Origin of the sequence: Vibrio agarivorans (assembly GCF_030409635.1) — a bacterium.
In the GTDB taxonomy this organism is placed as follows: Bacteria; Pseudomonadota; Gammaproteobacteria; order Enterobacterales; family Vibrionaceae; genus Vibrio; species Vibrio agarivorans.
Genome location: NZ_JAUFQF010000004.1, coordinates 1,064,072 through 1,081,720, shown reverse-complemented (window position 1 = coordinate 1,081,720; position 17,649 = coordinate 1,064,072). Strand labels below are relative to the sequence as shown.

The following is a 17,649-nucleotide window of genomic DNA, read 5'->3' as shown; positions in this document are numbered from 1 at the left end:
CTGAGCGGTTTTCTGACTCAGGGTTTAAAACTGTATATAGACATCGTACGGTTGACCGTCACGTTCTACCGTGAGGCTCAACTCGGTTAAGTTGCCGATATCTTGAAAAATCTGACCCATTGCCGCTGGATCGGTTAGGTCTTGTCCATTGAGTTGCGTGGCGATATCGCCATTTTGCAAACCAATCGACTCAAATAGTTCTCGGTCCTTACCTGGACTCAAGCGATAACCCACGACATCGCCATCGCGTTTGACTTGCGACATGCGAACATATTGGAAGAGTTGTTGCGGATCTTGCGAAATTTCCTGTTGAATTTGCTCCAAGCGGTCACTGTCCGGCTCTGGAGCAGCAGCTTGGCGTGATTGTACAGGATTTGCAGCAGGAGATTGTGAACGTTTGGTGTAATCGATGCCGTCGAGCATCAAGGTCTCGTCTCGACCAGAATTTTCAATGATCACGCGGTCGACAAGCACAGCTTTTAACTTAGCTCGAGTGCCTTCAATCGTTTCATCAAGGCCATACGTAGCCTGTTGGCCGCGATTGGCAATAACAGCGAGGCTCTTATTCGCACTGGTGCTTGCCACAACGCCTACCAGCGTGAGGTTCAATTTGGTTTTTGGCGCGTCAGTCACTACTGGTTGTTGGCGCTCAACTGGCGCAGCATCAGCCTGATAACGGCCGAACCAGTGCGCATTATGAACATCAGATAGATCAATAGAAGAGCGGCTTGAGTCGCCACTTGCAGAAACTTGCCCCGCTCGCCAAGGCGTGATCTCGGTTTCAGGCTCAAGGAGCATCCATACCATCTTGCCAAGAAGCCAAGCGGAAGATGACAGCAATACAATAACAAGCAGAGTGCTGATACGTCGTTGGTGCTGTTTTAGTAGGTTTAATAATGACTGTCCGTCAAAACGAGCCAAGTTGAAGGCAGTTGTAGCCAAACCCATGTCCTTATTGAAATAAATTGGTGCGCTATTATAGATAATAAATATTTCACTATATCATACACGCAAAGTAGACACGCTTTTTTGTTCTTTACAAAGCATTACACCTTGAAAAAGTGAGACCGCGCTACCATTGTGTGTGTGATTCGTTAATTAATGGTAGGAGAAACCAAGTCAGTATGGGTTCCAACAACACACGCAACGACCAAGGTGATCAAGCAGTACGTCTCGATAAATGGCTATGGGCAGCGCGTTTTTACAAGACACGCTCTATTGCTCGCAATATGATCGATGGCGGTAAAGTGCATTATAATGGTCAACGCAGCAAACCAAGTAAGGTTGTTGAAGTGGGAGCCACTGTTGCCTTGCGTCAAGGTCACGAAGAGAAAACTGTCGTGATCGAGCGTATCTCTGACCAACGTCGCGGCGCGCCTGAAGCGCAAACGCTATATAGCGAAACCTCGGAAAGTGTCCAAAAGCGTGAAAGCAATGCGATGCAACGTAAGCTACACGCCCACAACCCGAGCCCTGACCGACGCCCTGACAAAAAGCAGCGTCGCGATATTATTAAGTTTAAACACCAATAAGCTGGAGCTTCCTTCTATGGCAAACAATGTTTTAAATCGCTACCTATTTGAAGACCTTTCTGTACGTGGCGAGTTGGTACAATTGGATGATGCATACCAACAAATTATCTCCAGCAAGGAATACCCAGCAGCGCTGAAAAAGCTATTGGGTGAGCTCGTGGTTTCAACCACACTATTAACTGCAACTTTGAAGTTTGAAGGCTCTATTACTATCCAACTTCAAGGTGATGGCCCTGTTTCTCTTGCCGTCATCAACGGCGATCACGACCAAAAAGTTCGTGGTGTTGCTCGTTGGGAAGGCGATATTGCTGATGATGCTGGCCTGCACGACATGATGGGTAAGGGCTACCTAGTCATCACTATCGACCCGAAAAAAGGGGAGCGTTACCAAGGTGTCGTTGGTCTTGAAGGCGAGAACCTGACAGAAGTGATCGAAAACTACTTCGCCAACTCTGAGCAGCTAAAAACTCGTCTTTGGATTCGCACTGGTGAGCACGAAGGTAAACCACACGCAGCAGGTATGCTTATTCAAGTTATGCCAGATGGTACGGGCACACCAGATGACTTCGAGCACCTAGAGCAGCTAACCAACACGGTAAAAGACGAAGAGCTATTCTCTCTTGAATCTCAAGAGCTGCTTTACCGTCTCTACAACCAAGAGAAAGTACGCCTGTTCGAACCTCAACCTGTTGAGTTCTTCTGTGGTTGCTCACGTGAGCGCAGTGCTTCCGCTATCATCACGCTTGATCGCGCTGAGGTTGATGACATCATCGCTACCGAAGGCAGCATTGCTTTACACTGTGACTACTGTGGCAGCAATTACTCTTTCGATTCTGCGCAAGTTGCAGAACTCTATGCTGATGCGCAAGGTGGAAACGGCAACAACACCATCCATTAATTCGCTTAGATTATAAAGCACGTTAAATTCGTACTAGACCAGCCTTCGAGCTGGTCTTTTTTATGCCTAGGTTTCCTCTAAAACCCCGCCCTTATCACAATTTTATTTAACTTTATTTTTACAACTTATTAATATTAGAGCTATAGCGCAAACGTTTCAGTTAACGATAGAATATTTCAACCAGCTTGTGATGTAGGCATTAAAACCACAAAAAATTGGTGGATATTTTTTGAACTATCTCCCTGTTTTAACCCCGTCGCGTTGCTAGCATGGTGGACAGATTAAAATAAAAACACTCTTACAAAATCCCTACACTTCTTAAAAGGAGCACCTATGACTGTTATGGAACATACAAAGGCTGCAACACTTGATCTTTCCAGATACGGACTTGTTGGCGTAAAAGAGATTGTTCGCAATCCCAGTTACGACCAGCTATTCGAGGAGGAGACTCGCCCAGAATTAGAAGGTTATGAAAAAGGCACAGTGACTGAATTAGGCGCTGTTGCTGTCGACACGGGTATCTTTACCGGGCGTTCGCCTAAAGACAAATACATTGTCAAAGACGACTCAACGCGCGATACCATGTGGTGGTCTGATCAAGGTAAGAATGACAATAAGCCAATTTCTACGGAAGTTTGGCGCGATCTAAAACAACTGGTAACAGAAGAACTTTCAGGCCAACGCCTGTTCGTTATCGATGGTTACTGTGGTGCTAACCCAGATACTCGCCTTAGCGTACGTATCATCACAGAAGTGGCTTGGCAGGCTCACTTTGTTAAAAATATGTTTATTCGCCCAACAGAAGCAGAGCTGCAAAACTTTGAACCAGACTTCGTGGTGATGAATGGTGCGAAGACAACCAATCCGAAGTGGCAAGAGCATGGTCTGAACTCTGAAAACTTCGTCGCGTTCAATTTAACCGAGCGCATGCAGATTATCGGCGGTACTTGGTACGGCGGTGAGATGAAAAAAGGTATGTTCGCAATGATGAACTACCTACTTCCTCTGCAAGGCATCGCATCAATGCACTGTTCTGCAAACGTTGGCGAAGCGGGCGATGTCGCAGTCTTCTTCGGCCTGTCAGGTACGGGAAAAACCACGCTTTCCACCGATCCAAAGCGTCAGCTGATTGGTGATGATGAACATGGTTGGGACGATGACGGTATCTTCAACTTTGAAGGTGGCTGTTATGCGAAGACCATTCGTCTATCTAAAGAAGCTGAGCCAGACATTTATAATGCGATTCGCCGTGACGCACTGCTTGAGAACGTGACGGTTCGCAATGACGGCTCTATCAACTTCGATGATGGTTCGAAAACAGAGAACACGCGTGTTTCGTACCCAATCCATCACATCGACAACATTGTTAAGCCAGTTTCAAAAGCAGGCCACGCACAAAAAGTCATCTTCCTAACCGCTGATGCGTTCGGTGTGTTGCCGCCGGTTGCGAAACTGACGCCTGAGCAAACTAAATACCACTTCCTATCAGGCTTTACCGCAAAACTTGCCGGTACAGAGCGTGGTATTACCGAGCCAACACCAACCTTCTCTGCCGCGTTTGGCGCAGCGTTCCTAACGCTACACCCAACTCAATATGCAGAAGTACTCGTCAAGCGTATGGAAGCCGCTGGTGCAGAAGCTTACCTTGTAAACACAGGTTGGAATGGCACAGGTAAACGTATCTCTATTCAAGATACACGCGGCATCATTGACGCTATCCTCGATGGCTCAATTGATGAGGCAGAAACCAAGCAGATCCCGGTATTCAATCTAGAAGTACCACTTGACCTACCGGGTGTTGATAAAGAGATCCTAGATCCACGCGATACTTACGTTGACCCACTACAGTGGGAAAGCAAAGCCGAAGATCTCGCGCAGCGCTTTATCAATAACTTTGTTCAATACACTGACAACGACGAAGGCAAATCACTGGTTGCGGCTGGTCCACAACTTGATTGATTAAAATAAAAACTGATAAGTAGATTACAAGCCCTTCTTTTGAAGGGCTTTTTTTGTTGCTGTGAAACACATTCTGTTCCAAGCTATAGACTCAAGCCGTCTAAACAACGTCATAAATCACACAAGGAAGCAGTGAATGAAGAAGTGGTTAGTCATTATCGTGATAACCCTGTTGTTACTCTTTGGTGCCAGCATCGCCCTGCTTTGGTGGTTGCCCATAGAGCATAAGACGCGCTTAGTGAATGCCTTTCTTGAACCCTATGCACTGAGTGTCGAACGTGTTGACTACACACCGCCCTACAAGTTGCAGGTTGAAGGTTTGTCTAGCGAGGATAATGACCTATATCTGCCTTCCGCGACGGTTTGGCTCAATCCCGGCATCATCCATGACAACCAAATTATTATCGACAGCGTGCTGATTGAAGGGGTACAGCTCAACGATCAACAACGTTTACGCTCGCTACCTGTGTTTAATGCCACTTTTCTTGAGCATATCAAGTTTCACCAGTTGGCATTGAAACATGTGGATATGGATTTTGAAGGATGGATTCTGCGTGATGCGAGTATTCAAATTGCTTCTCCTCGCTGGCAAACGCCCGAGCAGCGGCTGCCGTATGGCGACATTCAGTTTCAAGCCGATCAAGTGTATATAGAAGGCGAAGCGCTCAACGATGCACTGATGAATATCGTTCATCAACCTGATAAAACCACGGTTTACGGAGCCTCATTTGAGTGGAATAACGCCAAGTTTAGTGGCCAGGCAGAGTTAATTGATGACTATTGGTCACTGATCAATGTCACTATCCACCAGCTCGATATTGCCTTAGAGCAGCAGCAGATTGATGAGCTCCATTTTGAGCTACTCGATAATTTTAAAATCAATCATATTAATAGTTTAGATCTAATTAGTAGCCAGATATCTACCGAGATCTGGCAGACTGAAAATCTTAACCTTTCGATCGAAGAGATCCATTTAGATCAAAACATTTGGCAACAAGAACAGGGCTATTTCTCGTTTGATGCTGACTCTATCTCGTTTAAAGACTTTGCATTTGTGGCACCTAAAGCCAAGGTCGTTCTCACCCCGAATCAATTTAATATTGAAGAGTGGGACAGTGACTTGTGGCAGGGGCGTTTACAGGTATCAGGGCTTTGGACACCAGCAAGCCTAAAGCTCAAAAAGCTGCACATGTCAGGAGTCAAGCTACTTGATGACACCCTTGAACAGTCAGGGCTAATCAAAGAAAAGTTATCTACATTCAGTAATATAGCCATTGATGACTTAGCTATTTCTCGTAGTCAAATCGTGCAAATAGAAACAGAACCTTTTTGGCAAGCGTCTGGTATCAACGCCAAGGGTAAGCAGCTGATTGTGAAACAAGCTGATCAATGGGGAATGTGGCAAGGCGACCTTGAACTTTCTATCAACAGCGCGAGTTACGATGACATCATCACCACTCAGGGCATTATTGAAACGCATGTTGATAAAGATGAATGGCGACTCAACCGACTGTTTATTCCTTTAGAGCAAGGCTACATTGATGCCAAAGGCTTCAGAAAGCTCTCTGGTAACAGCCTACCTTGGCAATTAGATTTCACGATTGATGGCTTGCCTATTAATACCTTTCAACAGTTTGACTGGCTACCTTTTGAGATCAGTGGCCTGTTAGATATGCAAGGCGATCTCAAAGGTTTGAGTAAAACTAATGAGATACTGCGCTACTCAATGGATGGGCATCTCGATATTGGTTTTCGTGATGCCACCTTGATTCATTATGCAGAGCAAGGCGACGATACTCAAACAAAGGTTCAGCCGTTTGAAATGTCGCGCTTATACAGCACCTTTCATCGCGGGGTGATTAAATTTAAAACGAAAGAGTTAGTAGGCACTCACTTTGATGGTGAGTTCAGCGGCGAGTATGACTGGGTTGAGCCTAAAGATGAGCCGTTGTGGATTAAGTTTAATGGCGAATGTGAGAGTTGGTGGTTGGATGTGTTGAGTGGTGATACTCGGGACTTTAGTGACTGTGATGAATAAGCTCTTGCTCCTCCCCTTATCAAGGGGGAGGCTGGGAGGGGGTTAGATCAGCGATAATCACTAGTCTTGCGCTCGCTGTGAGTCCGCGTGTTAACCCTCCCTTTATAAGGGGAGGGAACAAAAGCCTAGGCCAAAGTCTCCTGATAATTCGGCAACAACATGTAAGTACCCACAAACTCCACAGACGGCGTATTGCCACTATAAATAATCACGCTGATAACAATACGCGCCTTGCGACCCGTGGCGAGCCTGTCTAAATCTCCCGAAATACCATCAAGCGAGGTTTGTGCGACTGGGTTTTCCGTCACTGGATGACGATAACGAATTTGGCTATCCGCCAACACGATGTCCGCCATCAAGTTACGCTCTTTCATCAGTAGCCAAGTCATCCCCCAACCCGTTAGCGTCGCTAGGGTGAATGCCGAGCCAGCAAACATGGTGTTATGCGGGTTAAGGTTTGGGTTTAATTGAGCGCAGCACTCAAACTGATAGCCCGTATACTGGTTTATTTTAATGCCCATCTTGTCGCTGATCGGGATTTGTTGCTCCCAGCGCTGTTGCAGTTCTTGGCACCACTCCGGTTTGCGCAGAACATTCGCCATTGGGTCTAGCGGCTTGACCATCTGTTGGTGACGCACTGGGCCGCGCTCATTGCTAAGCTCACCGCGCAATTCAAAACCGTTTTTCTCGTAGAAAGCAATCGCATCTTCACGCGCATTACACACCAAACGTTTTGCGCCCTCTTGGCGAGCTAATGATTCCAATGCCACCAGCACCAAAGAGCCCAAGCCCTTGCTGCGGCGATTCTGTTTCACCGCCATAAAACGGATCTGGCCCTCGCTATCTGGCGTAATATACAAACGCCCTATCGCCATTGGACGGCCACGGCTATCGGTGATCATGCGGTGATAACTCATGGTATCAAACTCATCACGCTCTGAGCCTACCGGCATACGCCACGGCTCACGTAGCATTTGCCAACGGAACTGATAATACTTGTTCCACTGATTCTCGGTTTTTGGCGTAATAAGTTTGAACATGCTCTTCCTTTAGAATGGATTAAGCCCTTGAGGGCTCGCTACACCTGTAGCCAGAATGTCACCGGACCATCATTGATCAGCGACACTTTCATATCTTGCGCAAATCGACCGCGCTCTGTCGGTAATACTAACTCACATTGGTCAGCAAAGTAGTCGTACAAGCGTTCAGCATCCACTGGATCAGCACCACGAGAGAAACCTGCGCGCGTGCCTTTCTTGGTATCTGCAGGCAGTGTGAATTGCGAGACCACTAACACTTTGCCTTCCACTTGCTGAACGTTTAGGTTCATCTTACCTGCGTCATCTTCAAACACACGGTAAGTGGTCACTCGCTCCATCAAGCGCTTGGCTTTGGCCTCGTCGTCCCCTTTTTCGACACCAAGTAAAACCAACAAGCCTTTCTCGATTTCACCTACCACTTCACCGTCAACTCGAACTGCGGCCTCACTTACTCTCTGGATCAGGGCTATCACTGTCTACCTCTAAGCTCTTCTGTTGTTTAACACTTTTTTGTTGCGAAGAGTTTACCACGTGAGAGTCATCTCTCCAGTGTTCTCTCTCACCCAGTGCAGCCGTCACCTCTGCGCCGAGCAGCACAATCATCCAACACAGATATACCCACACAAATAAAATAGGTATCGCCGCCAATGCACCATAGATGAGCTGATAGGAGGGAAACTGAGTAATGTATGCCGCAAACGCCTTTTTACTGAGCTCGAACAGCAGCGCTGCAACCATACCGCCAATGACTGCATGGTGAAAACGCACCTTTTTGTTCGGTACGACAAGATACAGCACTACAAAAGCAGACGTTGAGAGAATGAAAGGCAACCAACGTAACAACAGGTTATAAGCCCCTGACGCCACTTCATGACTTAATATGGTGAGTGAGGTGATGTAGGAGGTGGCTGCTAAACTTGCCCCGACGAGAATCGGTCCGAGCGTTAAGATCATCCAGTACATTGAAAATGAGATGATCGCACGGCGCTTTTTCTTTACTCGCCAGATGTAATTGAGGTTCTTGTCGATATTTGAAATTAGCATCATGGCAGCAATAAACAGAGCGGCACCACCGACGGCGGTCATCTTACCCGTATTCGCGACAAACTCTGCGAGCGCACCCTTCACGGCTTGACCTGCCGCAGGCACAAAGTGAGTAATCACAAAATCTTGAATCGCTTCACCAGCTCCTGAGAAGATCGCAAACGAGGAGAGAATAGAAAGCAGCACCGTCAGCATCGGCACGATAGAGAGCAGCGTGATATAGGCAAGATAACCCGCATTCACATTCACTCTATCATGGTTCATTCGCCTGCCGAGATAGTGCAGAAAGTAGTAAACCAGTAACAACCGCCCTTCAAGCTTCGGGCTTAAGTAGTTCTTCATTCAAGTCATCCATGAACCATACTAAGCAATATGGCTTAAATTTGAGTGTACGGAGATAAAATTTTCCTTCGTAACACATTAAGTTATAGTTATTAACATACTTATTCTAATCGAAAGGAAGTCGATATGCGCTATCTCATTGCCGCTGTGATCACATTGATGACACTGACTGGCTGCTCATCCACCTACTATGCTGCTATGGAACAAGTGGGCTATCACAAGCGAGACATTATGGTTGACCGAGTGGAAGATGCCAAAGATTCTCAGCAAGAGGCTCAACAAGAGTTCACCAGTGCACTTGAGGCGCTTTCAGCGTTAACCAATTTTAATGGCGGTGAGCTGGAAACGGTCTATAAAGATATCAATAGCCGTTACGAAGCCAGCGAAGCGGCTGCGCAAGATGTGAGAGAGCGAATTGAAGCGATTGAGGATGTCTCTGATGCATTGTTCGAGGAGTGGCAGCAAGAGCTAGAACTTTATAGCAACGACAAATTGCGCCGCTCAAGCGAACAAAAACTACGAGATACCAAGGCTTCCTACCAAACCATGCTAGCGGCAATGTGGAAAGCTGAGCAGAAAATGACGCCTGTCCTCGATACGCTGCGAGACAATACGCTGTATCTAAAACACAATCTGAATGCGAGTGCTGTTGGCTCTCTTCAAGGCGAGTTTATGAGCTTAGAGAGTGATATTGAACTGGCGATCGAGCAGATGAATGCCGCGATTGCTGAGTCGGATAAGTTTTTGCAGACGTTGAGTCAGTAGGTTCAAGGTTCAAGGTTCAAGGTTCAAGGTTCAAGGTTCAAGGTTCAAGGTTCAAGGTTCAAGGTTCAAGGTTCAACAGTGTTTGCGATAGCTTGAGATGCGCAATGTCTGTATTCTGAAGTCTGTATCCTTTTCTCGAACGGTAATATGGCACCTATCATTATTTCTGGCGGGCCGGGCGCTGGCAAAACAACTCTGCTTAATGCGCTTGGCGCTCTCGGCTTTGCTACCTTTCCCGAAGGCTCTCGCACGCTTATTGAACAGCAATCACAGATCGAAGAAGGTGCTCTGCCTTGGACGGATCTACCCGCTTTTGCCAAGTTATGTCTTGAGTTGATGAGTGAGCAAAAGCGTCTTGCCAATCAGTATAAGACCGCTTTTGTTGACCGAGCCATTCCCGACATTATTGGTTATCTCAAGATGGGGCAATGTCAGGTAGATGAAGTTTATCGTTTAGAGAGCGCTGACTATCATTCACAAGTGTTTGTTTGTCGTCCTGAGGCGTCGATTTATGTACAAGATGACGTGCGTCCCCATAGTTATGAAGAAGCACTGGAAATCCATGAACTACTTTGTGAAGTATATATGGAGCTTGGGTTTGAGGTGATTAATGTACCTTGGGGGAGTGTTGAAGCGCGGGTTGAGTTTGTGAAAAACCAGCTCTGGCTTTAGGTCCACCTCTTCAGCTAGATTCTGAAATGAATTCAGAATGACGATAATATTGGCCTACGCACCCATATCCAAGCACTGCGTCACCCTGAATTTATTTCAGGGTCTACTTTGAAATTAGTACATACAAAAAGCCCCGAGCAGCATCGCTACTCGGGGCTTTTTAATCTTACCAAGTAATCAGCAATTACTTAGCGTTACGCGCTTCACGCTTACGATCACTTTCCGTTAGGAACTTCTTACGGATACGGATGCTTTCAGGCGTTACTTCTACTAGCTCGTCTTCATCGATGAATTCTAGAGCTTGCTCAAGCGTGTGCTTGATTGGTGGAGTAAGAACCTGAGCGTCATCTGTACCAGATGCACGAACGTTGGTTAGCTGCTTACCTTTCAGTGCGTTTACTGTTAGGTCGTTGTCACGGCTGTGAATACCGATGATCATACCTTCGTAAACTTCAACACCGTGACCGATGAATAGACGGCCGCGCTCTTGGAGGTTAAACAGTGCGTTAGTTAGTGCTTTACCTGCAGCGTTTGCAATCAGTACGCCGTTAATACGTTGACCGATTTGACCACCTTTGTGTGGACCGTAGCTGTCGTATGTATGGTAAAGAAGACCAGAACCAGAAGTCAGAGTCATGAACTCAGTTTGGAAACCGATCAGACCACGAGATGGCATGATGAAGTCCATACGCACACGGCCTTTACCATCTGGTGCCATGTCTTTCAGTTCACCTTTACGTAGACCGATGTTTTCCATGATGCCGCCTTGGTGCTCTTCTAGAACATCAATTGTTACCGTTTCAAACGGTTCCATTAGCTGGCCATCAACTTCTTTGATGATAACTTCTGGACGAGATACTGCTAGCTCGAAACCTTCGCGACGCATGTTTTCGATCAGGATAGACAGGTGAAGCTCACCACGGCCTGATACGCGGAATTTGTCTGGATCGTCTGTTTGTTCAACACGTAGTGCAACGTTGTGTACTAGTTCTTTCTCTAGACGCTCAAGGATGTTACGTGACGTTACGTACTTACCTTCTTTACCTGCGAATGGAGACGTGTTTACTTGGAACGTCATCGTTACTGTTGGCTCATCAACAGACAATGGTGGTAGCGCTTCTACATCACCCTGTGCACATACTGTGTCAGAGATTTTTAGCTCGCCAAGACCTGTGATAGCAATGATGTCACCCGCAGCTGCTTGGTCAACGTCGTGACGCTCTAGGCCAAGGTAACCTTGAACTGTACCTACTTTACCATTGCGCGTCTTACCATCAGCGCCAACAACAGTAACTTGTTGGTTTGGCTTGATAGTGCCGCGAGTTACGCGACCAACACCGATAACACCTAGGTATGAGCTGTAATCAAGCTGAGAGATTTGCATCTGTAGTGGGCCATCAAGGTCAACGTCTGGTGCAGCAACTTCATCAACGATAGTTTGGAACAGTGGTTCCATGTTCTCGCCTTCTTCGCCTTCTTCGCGAGTTGCCCAACCGTTTAGTGCTGAAGCGTAAACCACTTGGAAGTCTAGCTGCTCATCAGTCGCACCTAGGTTATCGAATAGATCGAATACTTGGTCCATAACCCACTCAGGGCGAGCACCAGGGCGGTCAATCTTGTTGATTACAACGATTGGCTTAAGACCGTGAGCGAATGCTTTTTGCGTAACGAAGCGAGTTTGAGGCATTGGGCCATCAACCGCGTCTACAATAAGTAGCACACAATCAACCATCGACATAATACGCTCAACTTCACCACCGAAATCCGCGTGTCCTGGAGTATCTACGATGTTGATGCGGTAGTCGTTCCAGTTAATGGCAGTGTTTTTCGCCAGAATGGTAATACCACGCTCTTTCTCGATGTCGTTCGAGTCCATTACGCGCTCTTCAACTTCGCCGCGAGATTCTAGCGTGCCAGACTGCTGAAGTAGCTTGTCTACTAGGGTCGTTTTACCGTGGTCAACGTGCGCGATAATCGCGATGTTTCTCAATTTATCAATCTGTGGAGTTGCCATGAATTTGCTTCACTCAGGTATAGTCGCCGCTCAGTTATCAACACACCTTACCAATCGAAAATTAAGGAATGATGTAGCTGGCCACGAGTTTGATTAAAAAAACGGCCGTTAATGTACCAGATTTTGGTAAAAATCACACGATTATGTGATCTATCACCCGTTACATTCAAGATCATAGATTACGCCACGCTTTTTCGCCGTGATTATTGTTCCAACAGATTGACATCTTTTTTCTTTCAAGGCTGAATGGATGCACCAATGTGGTACAAAAAAGAGCAAACTCTTTTGTTGTGCACAATCTTGGTGCAGATGGATTCTATTTTGGTGCAGAGAGCTTTTACTCCTTAGAACCAAAATACGTAAACCACTGAAAATAAAGGAATTGAAAAATTGGCACGCTTTTAGCAAACGATAAACCAGCATCGAATAGCACGATTGAAATAAACCTATTCAATGCTGGATTCAAAGAATCGAGCCATTTACCGCTTTAAATACACTGGAGGTTATCCAAGATGTCAGTAGAAAACGTTCTATCACTGATCCAAGAAAACGAAGTTAAATTTGTTGACCTACGCTTTACCGATACAAAGGGTAAAGAGCAACACGTTTCTATCCCTGCACACCAAGTTGACGCAGACTTCTTCGAAGAAGGCAAAATGTTCGACGGTTCTTCTGTAGCAGGTTGGAAAGGTATCAACGAGTCAGACATGGTAATGATGCCAGACGCATCTTCTGCTGTTCTTGACCCGTTCACTGAAGAAGCAACACTAAACATTCGTTGTGACATCCTAGAACCTTCTACTATGCAAGGTTACGACCGTGACCCTCGCTCAATCGCTAAGCGTGCTGAAGAGTACATGCGCTCTACTGGTATCGCAGACAACGTTCTTGTTGGTCCTGAGCCAGAGTTCTTCCTATTTGACGATGTGAAATTCAACACTGACATGTCTGGTTCTTTCTTCAAGATTGACGACATCGAAGCGGCTTGGAACACAGGTTCTGACGTAGAAGGTGGTAACAAAGGTCACCGTCCTGGCGTTAAAGGCGGTTACTTCCCAGTAGCTCCAGTTGACTCTTCTCAAGACATCCGCTCTGCAATGTGTCTAATCCTTGAAGAGATGGGTCAAGTTGTTGAAGCTCACCACCACGAAGTAGCAACAGCTGGTCAGAACGAAATCGCAACTCGCTTCAACACGCTAACAGCTAAAGCGGATGAGATTCAGGTTTACAAGTACGTTGTACACAACGTTGCTCACGCATTTGGTAAAACGGCAACATTCATGCCTAAGCCACTTGTAGGTGATAACGGTTCTGGTATGCACGTTCACCAATCTCTTGCTAAAGACGGTGTTAACCTATTTGCTGGTGACAAGTACGGCGGCCTATCTGAAATGGCGCTATTCTACATCGGCGGTATCATCAAGCACGCTAAAGCAATCAACGCATTTGCTAACGCGTCTACTAACTCGTACAAGCGTCTTGTACCAGGCTTCGAAGCGCCAGTTATGCTAGCTTACTCAGCTCGTAACCGTTCTGCTTCTATCCGTATCCCTGTGGTACCAAGCCCTAAAGCGCGTCGTATCGAACTACGCTTCGGTGATCCATCTGCGAACCCATACCTATGTTTCGCTGCAATGCTTATGGCAGGTCTTGACGGTATCAAGAACAAGATCCACCCAGGTGAAGCAATGGATAAAGACCTTTACGACCTACCTGCAGAAGAAGCAGCAGAAATCCCAACAGTGGCTTACTCACTAAAAGAAGCTCTAGAGTGTCTAGACGCTGACCGTGAGTTCCTAACTTCTGGCGGTGTATTCTCTGACGACTTCATCGATTCTTACATCGGTCTTAAGTCTCAAGACGTAGAAAAAGTAAACATGACAACTCACCCACTTGAGTTTGAACTTTACTACTCTGTATAAGACTCGGATTTCAATGTAAGCCGATAGGTTTTCATACCGAATATTAGGCTCGCCTCGCAGGCGGGCCTTTTTTATGTCGCCCTGTTTTGTTGTTGGTTTAGCATAAACCTACCGCGCTCAATAGGACGAAAGCATGCGTATCTTTTTATTCCTCTTCACCGCCGTAATAAGCGTATGCTCTATGGCGGACCAAACGGTTTATACTTGGGTCGATGCTCAAGGTGTTCTGCACTTTAGTGATACTCCCACGGATGTCAGTGCCGAGACACTTTCCCTGCCAAGCTACTCTGTTACCTCGCCAGTACCGGTAGATGTGCCTGATCTGAGCACCGAACAACAATCAGAAAAACAAGGTCAGCAAACTGCCGCTGGATCCCCAGCAACAGAACCCCAAAAAAAGATCGCACCACTGACCATCCATTTTCTCTCTCCTGCTGATGACCAAACGATTCGCAGTAATCGTGGGTTAATTTCGATTCAAAGCCAACTCAATCGCAGGCTTGCGATTGACGAAAGCCTTCAATTGTTCATGAATAACAAGCCCTATGGTGCACCAACCCATAAGCCTTTGTGGGAGCTAAAAAATATTGACCGAGGCAGTCACGAGTTTACGGTCAAAGCACTGAAAGGCGGCAAGGTAATTGCATCATCAAGCTCTATAACGGTGCATCTTCACAGAGCGAGCATTAAGTAACGTTTTTATTGCCTTCAACTGCTGTAATTTTACTTTCTCTCCCCATCATGATGCGCCATACTTGATAGCAATGCACCATTTTAGTGCATGAGTTATTTACTCACCGGTTCAAGTACAAGGATGCAGAAGTGAACACTGAACTCAGTCACGCCATACTCAACAATGTTGTTACCGCGACAATGATGCTCGATGAGACGCTTGTCGTGCGTTATGCCAACCCAGCGACTGAGCAACTCTTTGGTCAAAGTGCCAAGCGCCTGACTGAGCAACCGCTCTCGAAACTGATCCAACACGCCTCAATGGATCTCGCACTGCTCACGCAACCACTGCAGACCGGTCAAAGTATGACAGACAGTGACGTTACGTTTGTGGTCGACGGTAAACCACTGATGTTAGAGGTCACAGCAAGCCCGCTCTCTTGGAACAAAGAGCTGATGCTGTTAATTGAGATGCGCAAGATCGATCAGCAGCGCCGCTTAAGCCAAGAGCTTAATCAGCACGCGCAGCAGCAGGCAGCAAAGCTGTTAGTACGCGGCCTTGCACACGAGATAAAAAACCCACTCGGTGGATTACGCGGTGCCGCTCAACTTCTTGAGCGAGCTTTACCTGAAGAAGACCTCAAAGAGTACACACAGATCATTATTGAGCAGGCAGACCGCCTAAGAGCGTTGGTTGACCGCCTGCTTGGCCCGCAAAAGCCCGGTAAAAAACAAGAAGAGAATGTCCACCTGATCCTTGAAAAGGTGCGTCAACTGGTTGAGCTAGAAGTAGGCTCTGATGTGGTCATTGAGCGCGACTATGACCCTAGCCTGCCTGATATCTTGATGAACGCCGACCAAGTTGAGCAAGCGCTGCTCAATATCGTCAGCAATGCTGGCCAAATATTGAAGAAGCAAGACCACGGCCTTATTACGATTCGCACCAGAACAGTGCATCAAGCCAATATTCACGGTAAGCGTCACAAACTTGCTGCCCGTATCGAAGTGATTGATAACGGCCCAGGTATCCCGACCGATCTGCAAGATACCCTGTTTTACCCCATGGTCAGTGGCCGAGAAGGTGGCACAGGCTTGGGATTATCGATAGCACAGAATTTAATTGACCAGCACCAAGGCAAGATTGATGTCGAGAGCTGGCCAGGCAGAACCATCTTTACGATCTATTTACCGATATAAACGACTTACCGATATAAAGTCGGAGACAATGGTTTTGCCCAAACAATGGCATTTATGCCAACTAAAACAGATTAATGATTATGACTTTGTCAGTTTGCAAGCTTAAGGATAATAACTATGAGTAAAGGATATGTATGGGTCGTCGATGACGACAGCTCTATCCGCTGGGTAATGGAGAAAACCCTCTCCTCAGCGAACATCCGCTGCGAAACTTTCGCCGATGCAGAGAGCGTCTTGCTCGCACTTGAGCGTGAAACACCCGATGTTTTGGTCTCCGATATTCGTATGCCAGGTATCGATGGCATTGAACTACTACAACAGATTCAATCCCAAAGCCCTGACTTACCTGTCATCATCATGACCGCGCACTCTGATTTAGACGCTGCGGTGAATGCGTATCAAAAAGGGGCATTTGAATATCTACCTAAACCGTTTGATGTGGATGAAACCTTAAACCTTGTTGAGCGTGCACTCGCGCACCGTCAAGAGCAGCGCCAAGAGTCGATGAAGGAAGAGCTCGACACCAGCACGCCAGAAATCATTGGTGAAGCGCCTGCGATGCAGGAAGTGTTCCGCGCGATCGGTCGCCTCTCTCGCTCTTCGATCTCCGTTTTGATTAATGGTGAGTCTGGTACAGGTAAAGAGCTTGTGGCTCACGCCCTGCACCGCCATAGCCCTCGTGCGCAAAAGCCGTTTATTGCCCTCAATATGGCCGCTATCCCTAAAGATTTGATTGAGTCAGAGCTGTTTGGTCATGAAAAAGGGGCGTTTACCGGTGCTAATAGCGTACGTCAAGGACGCTTCGAGCAAGCGAACGGCGGTACACTGTTCCTTGATGAAATCGGTGATATGCCGCTTGATATTCAAACGCGACTATTGCGTGTTTTGGCGGACGGTCAGTTCTATCGTGTCGGCGGCCACTCTGCAATCAAAGTGGATGTACGTATTGTCGCGGCAACCCACCAAAACCTTGAGAAGCTGGTACACAAAGGCGACTTCCGTGAAGATTTGTTCCACCGCCTCAATGTGATTCGTGTGCAGATCCCGGCACTGCGAGAACGTAAGCAAGATATCGAGCAACTGACCCTGCACTTCCTCAAGCGTGCGGCTGACGAATTGGGTGTCGATACCAAAACCCTTCACCCTTCGACCATTGAGGTTCTCAACCGTCTAGACTGGCCCGGTAACGTGCGTCAGCTAGAGAACGTCTGTCGCTGGCTGACAGTGATGGCAAGTGGTAGTGAGATTTTACCTAACGATCTACCGAGTGAATTGATTGATGAGAAGCCTGCTATCACTAATGACGGTGTAGGTTCATGGCAAAATCAACTTGCTAGCTGGGCGAAAAACACCATTGCCCAAGGTGACTCTGACATTCTTGCTGTCGCACTGCCAGAGTTTGAGCGCATACTACTAGAGGCTGCACTCGACCACACCAATGGCCACAAACAAGAAGCAGCAAAAGTATTAGGCTGGGGACGAAACACCCTGACACGCAAACTCAAAGAGCTCTACTGATCACTCGGCAGACAGTGTATTGCTCTGTCTGCCTGA

Annotated in this window: 15 protein-coding genes; 10 read left to right on the top strand and 5 right to left on the bottom strand. The window is 46.9% G+C overall.

The genetic code is table 11. The annotated features are described in order from the left end of the window. Positions 1-24 precede the first annotated feature (24 nt). A complete protein-coding gene (gene gspC, locus QWZ05_RS13530; protein WP_390216543.1) occupies positions 25-948 on the bottom strand; it encodes a type II secretion system protein GspC in 924 nt (307 codons plus the stop codon). Between the two features lie 176 nt (positions 949-1,124). Between gspC and hslR the strand changes: the two genes are divergently transcribed. The 4 genes from hslR to QWZ05_RS13510 all read left to right on the top strand — a co-directional run bounded on the left by hslR (position 1,125) and on the right by QWZ05_RS13510 (position 6,427). Next, positions 1,125-1,532, top strand: coding sequence for a ribosome-associated heat shock protein Hsp15 (gene hslR, locus QWZ05_RS13525; RefSeq protein WP_289960266.1), 408 nt, complete (start codon positions 1,125-1,127; stop codon positions 1,530-1,532). A gap of 16 nt (positions 1,533-1,548) precedes the next feature. Continuing rightward, positions 1,549-2,430 (top strand): Hsp33 family molecular chaperone HslO, encoded by an 882-nt coding sequence (hslO, locus tag QWZ05_RS13520; RefSeq protein WP_290298838.1) that lies wholly within the window; start codon positions 1,549-1,551, stop codon positions 2,428-2,430. Positions 2,431-2,763: 333 nt separating this feature from the next. Further along, positions 2,764-4,389, top strand: a complete 1,626-nt coding sequence (pckA, locus tag QWZ05_RS13515; RefSeq protein ID WP_290298835.1) for a phosphoenolpyruvate carboxykinase (ATP) — start codon at positions 2,764-2,766, stop codon at positions 4,387-4,389. 136 nt (positions 4,390-4,525) lie between these two features. Then, complete coding sequence (locus tag QWZ05_RS13510; protein WP_290298833.1) at positions 4,526-6,427, top strand: AsmA family protein; 1,902 nt, start codon at positions 4,526-4,528, stop codon at positions 6,425-6,427. A gap of 125 nt (positions 6,428-6,552) precedes the next feature. Here the strand turns inward: QWZ05_RS13510 and QWZ05_RS13505 are convergent, their stop codons facing one another. Genes QWZ05_RS13505 through QWZ05_RS13495 form a run of 3 tightly spaced genes read right to left on the bottom strand, consistent with a single transcriptional unit; the run spans position 6,553 to position 8,853 of the window. Then, on the bottom strand, positions 6,553-7,467 hold the full coding sequence (locus tag QWZ05_RS13505; RefSeq protein WP_264874513.1) for a bifunctional GNAT family N-acetyltransferase/hotdog fold thioesterase: 915 nt from the start codon (positions 7,465-7,467) through the stop codon (positions 6,553-6,555). 38 nt (positions 7,468-7,505) lie between these two features. Then, the gene (dtd, locus tag QWZ05_RS13500) at positions 7,506-7,940 is read right to left on the bottom strand and encodes a D-aminoacyl-tRNA deacylase (protein ID WP_264874514.1); all 435 of its coding nucleotides are present in this window, start codon (positions 7,938-7,940) and stop codon (positions 7,506-7,508) included. Further along, positions 7,912-8,853: a virulence factor BrkB family protein gene (locus QWZ05_RS13495; RefSeq protein WP_264874515.1), complete on the bottom strand. Its 942-nt coding sequence runs from the start codon at positions 8,851-8,853 to the stop codon at positions 7,912-7,914. The genes dtd and QWZ05_RS13495 overlap by 29 nt, the downstream gene beginning before the upstream one ends. Positions 8,854-8,979: 126 nt before the next feature. Here QWZ05_RS13495 and QWZ05_RS13490 point away from each other — a divergent pair, with 126 nt between their 5' ends. Together QWZ05_RS13490 and QWZ05_RS13485 are read left to right on the top strand one after the other, a co-directional pair. Next, positions 8,980-9,618 carry a DUF2959 domain-containing protein gene (locus tag QWZ05_RS13490; RefSeq protein WP_264874516.1) on the top strand — a complete coding sequence of 213 codons (639 nt, stop codon included), beginning with the start codon at positions 8,980-8,982 and terminating at the stop codon, positions 9,616-9,618. Between the two features lie 147 nt (positions 9,619-9,765). After that, on the top strand, positions 9,766-10,290 hold the full coding sequence (locus tag QWZ05_RS13485; protein WP_290298827.1) for an AAA family ATPase: 525 nt from the start codon (positions 9,766-9,768) through the stop codon (positions 10,288-10,290). 184 nt (positions 10,291-10,474) lie between these two features. On the opposite strand, the gene typA is transcribed toward QWZ05_RS13485, so the two are convergent. Beyond that, the gene (typA, locus tag QWZ05_RS13480) at positions 10,475-12,304 is read right to left on the bottom strand and encodes a translational GTPase TypA (RefSeq protein WP_164649417.1); all 1,830 of its coding nucleotides are present in this window, start codon (positions 12,302-12,304) and stop codon (positions 10,475-10,477) included. 512 nt (positions 12,305-12,816) lie between these two features. Between typA and glnA the strand changes: the two genes are divergently transcribed. The 4 genes from glnA to glnG all read left to right on the top strand — a co-directional run bounded on the left by glnA (position 12,817) and on the right by glnG (position 17,613). Next, complete coding sequence (gene glnA / locus QWZ05_RS13475) at positions 12,817-14,226, top strand: glutamate--ammonia ligase (RefSeq protein ID WP_264874518.1); 1,410 nt, start codon at positions 12,817-12,819, stop codon at positions 14,224-14,226. A 133-nt stretch (positions 14,227-14,359) separates the two neighbouring features. Next, positions 14,360-14,920, top strand: a complete 561-nt coding sequence (locus QWZ05_RS13470) for a DUF4124 domain-containing protein (protein ID WP_264874519.1) — start codon at positions 14,360-14,362, stop codon at positions 14,918-14,920. Between the two features lie 128 nt (positions 14,921-15,048). Beyond that, positions 15,049-16,095, top strand: a complete 1,047-nt coding sequence (gene glnL / locus QWZ05_RS13465; RefSeq protein ID WP_264874520.1) for a nitrogen regulation protein NR(II) — start codon at positions 15,049-15,051, stop codon at positions 16,093-16,095. Positions 16,096-16,212: 117 nt separating this feature from the next. Beyond that, on the top strand, positions 16,213-17,613 hold the full coding sequence (gene glnG / locus QWZ05_RS13460) for a nitrogen regulation protein NR(I) (RefSeq protein WP_264874521.1): 1,401 nt from the start codon (positions 16,213-16,215) through the stop codon (positions 17,611-17,613). Positions 17,614-17,649 lie beyond the last annotated feature (36 nt).

Excerpts from the sequence above, each read along its gene's own strand:
- gspC (WP_390216543.1), bottom strand. The coding sequence starts at position 948 with ATGGGTTTGGCTACAACTGCCTTCAACTTGGCTCGTTTTGACGGACAG.
- hslR (WP_289960266.1), top strand. The coding sequence starts at position 1,125 with ATGGGTTCCAACAACACACGCAACGACCAAGGTGATCAAGCAGTACGT.
- hslO (WP_290298838.1), top strand. The coding sequence starts at position 1,549 with ATGGCAAACAATGTTTTAAATCGCTACCTATTTGAAGACCTTTCTGTA.
- pckA (WP_290298835.1), top strand. The coding sequence starts at position 2,764 with ATGACTGTTATGGAACATACAAAGGCTGCAACACTTGATCTTTCCAGA.
- QWZ05_RS13510 (WP_290298833.1), top strand. The coding sequence starts at position 4,526 with ATGAAGAAGTGGTTAGTCATTATCGTGATAACCCTGTTGTTACTCTTT.
- QWZ05_RS13505 (WP_264874513.1), bottom strand. The coding sequence starts at position 7,467 with ATGTTCAAACTTATTACGCCAAAAACCGAGAATCAGTGGAACAAGTAT.
- QWZ05_RS13495 (WP_264874515.1), bottom strand. The coding sequence starts at position 8,853 with ATGAAGAACTACTTAAGCCCGAAGCTTGAAGGGCGGTTGTTACTGGTT.
- QWZ05_RS13490 (WP_264874516.1), top strand. The coding sequence starts at position 8,980 with ATGCGCTATCTCATTGCCGCTGTGATCACATTGATGACACTGACTGGC.
- QWZ05_RS13485 (WP_290298827.1), top strand. The coding sequence starts at position 9,766 with ATGGCACCTATCATTATTTCTGGCGGGCCGGGCGCTGGCAAAACAACT.
- typA (WP_164649417.1), bottom strand. The coding sequence starts at position 12,304 with ATGGCAACTCCACAGATTGATAAATTGAGAAACATCGCGATTATCGCG.
- glnA (WP_264874518.1), top strand. The coding sequence starts at position 12,817 with ATGTCAGTAGAAAACGTTCTATCACTGATCCAAGAAAACGAAGTTAAA.
- QWZ05_RS13470 (WP_264874519.1), top strand. The coding sequence starts at position 14,360 with ATGCGTATCTTTTTATTCCTCTTCACCGCCGTAATAAGCGTATGCTCT.
- glnG (WP_264874521.1), top strand. The coding sequence starts at position 16,213 with ATGAGTAAAGGATATGTATGGGTCGTCGATGACGACAGCTCTATCCGC.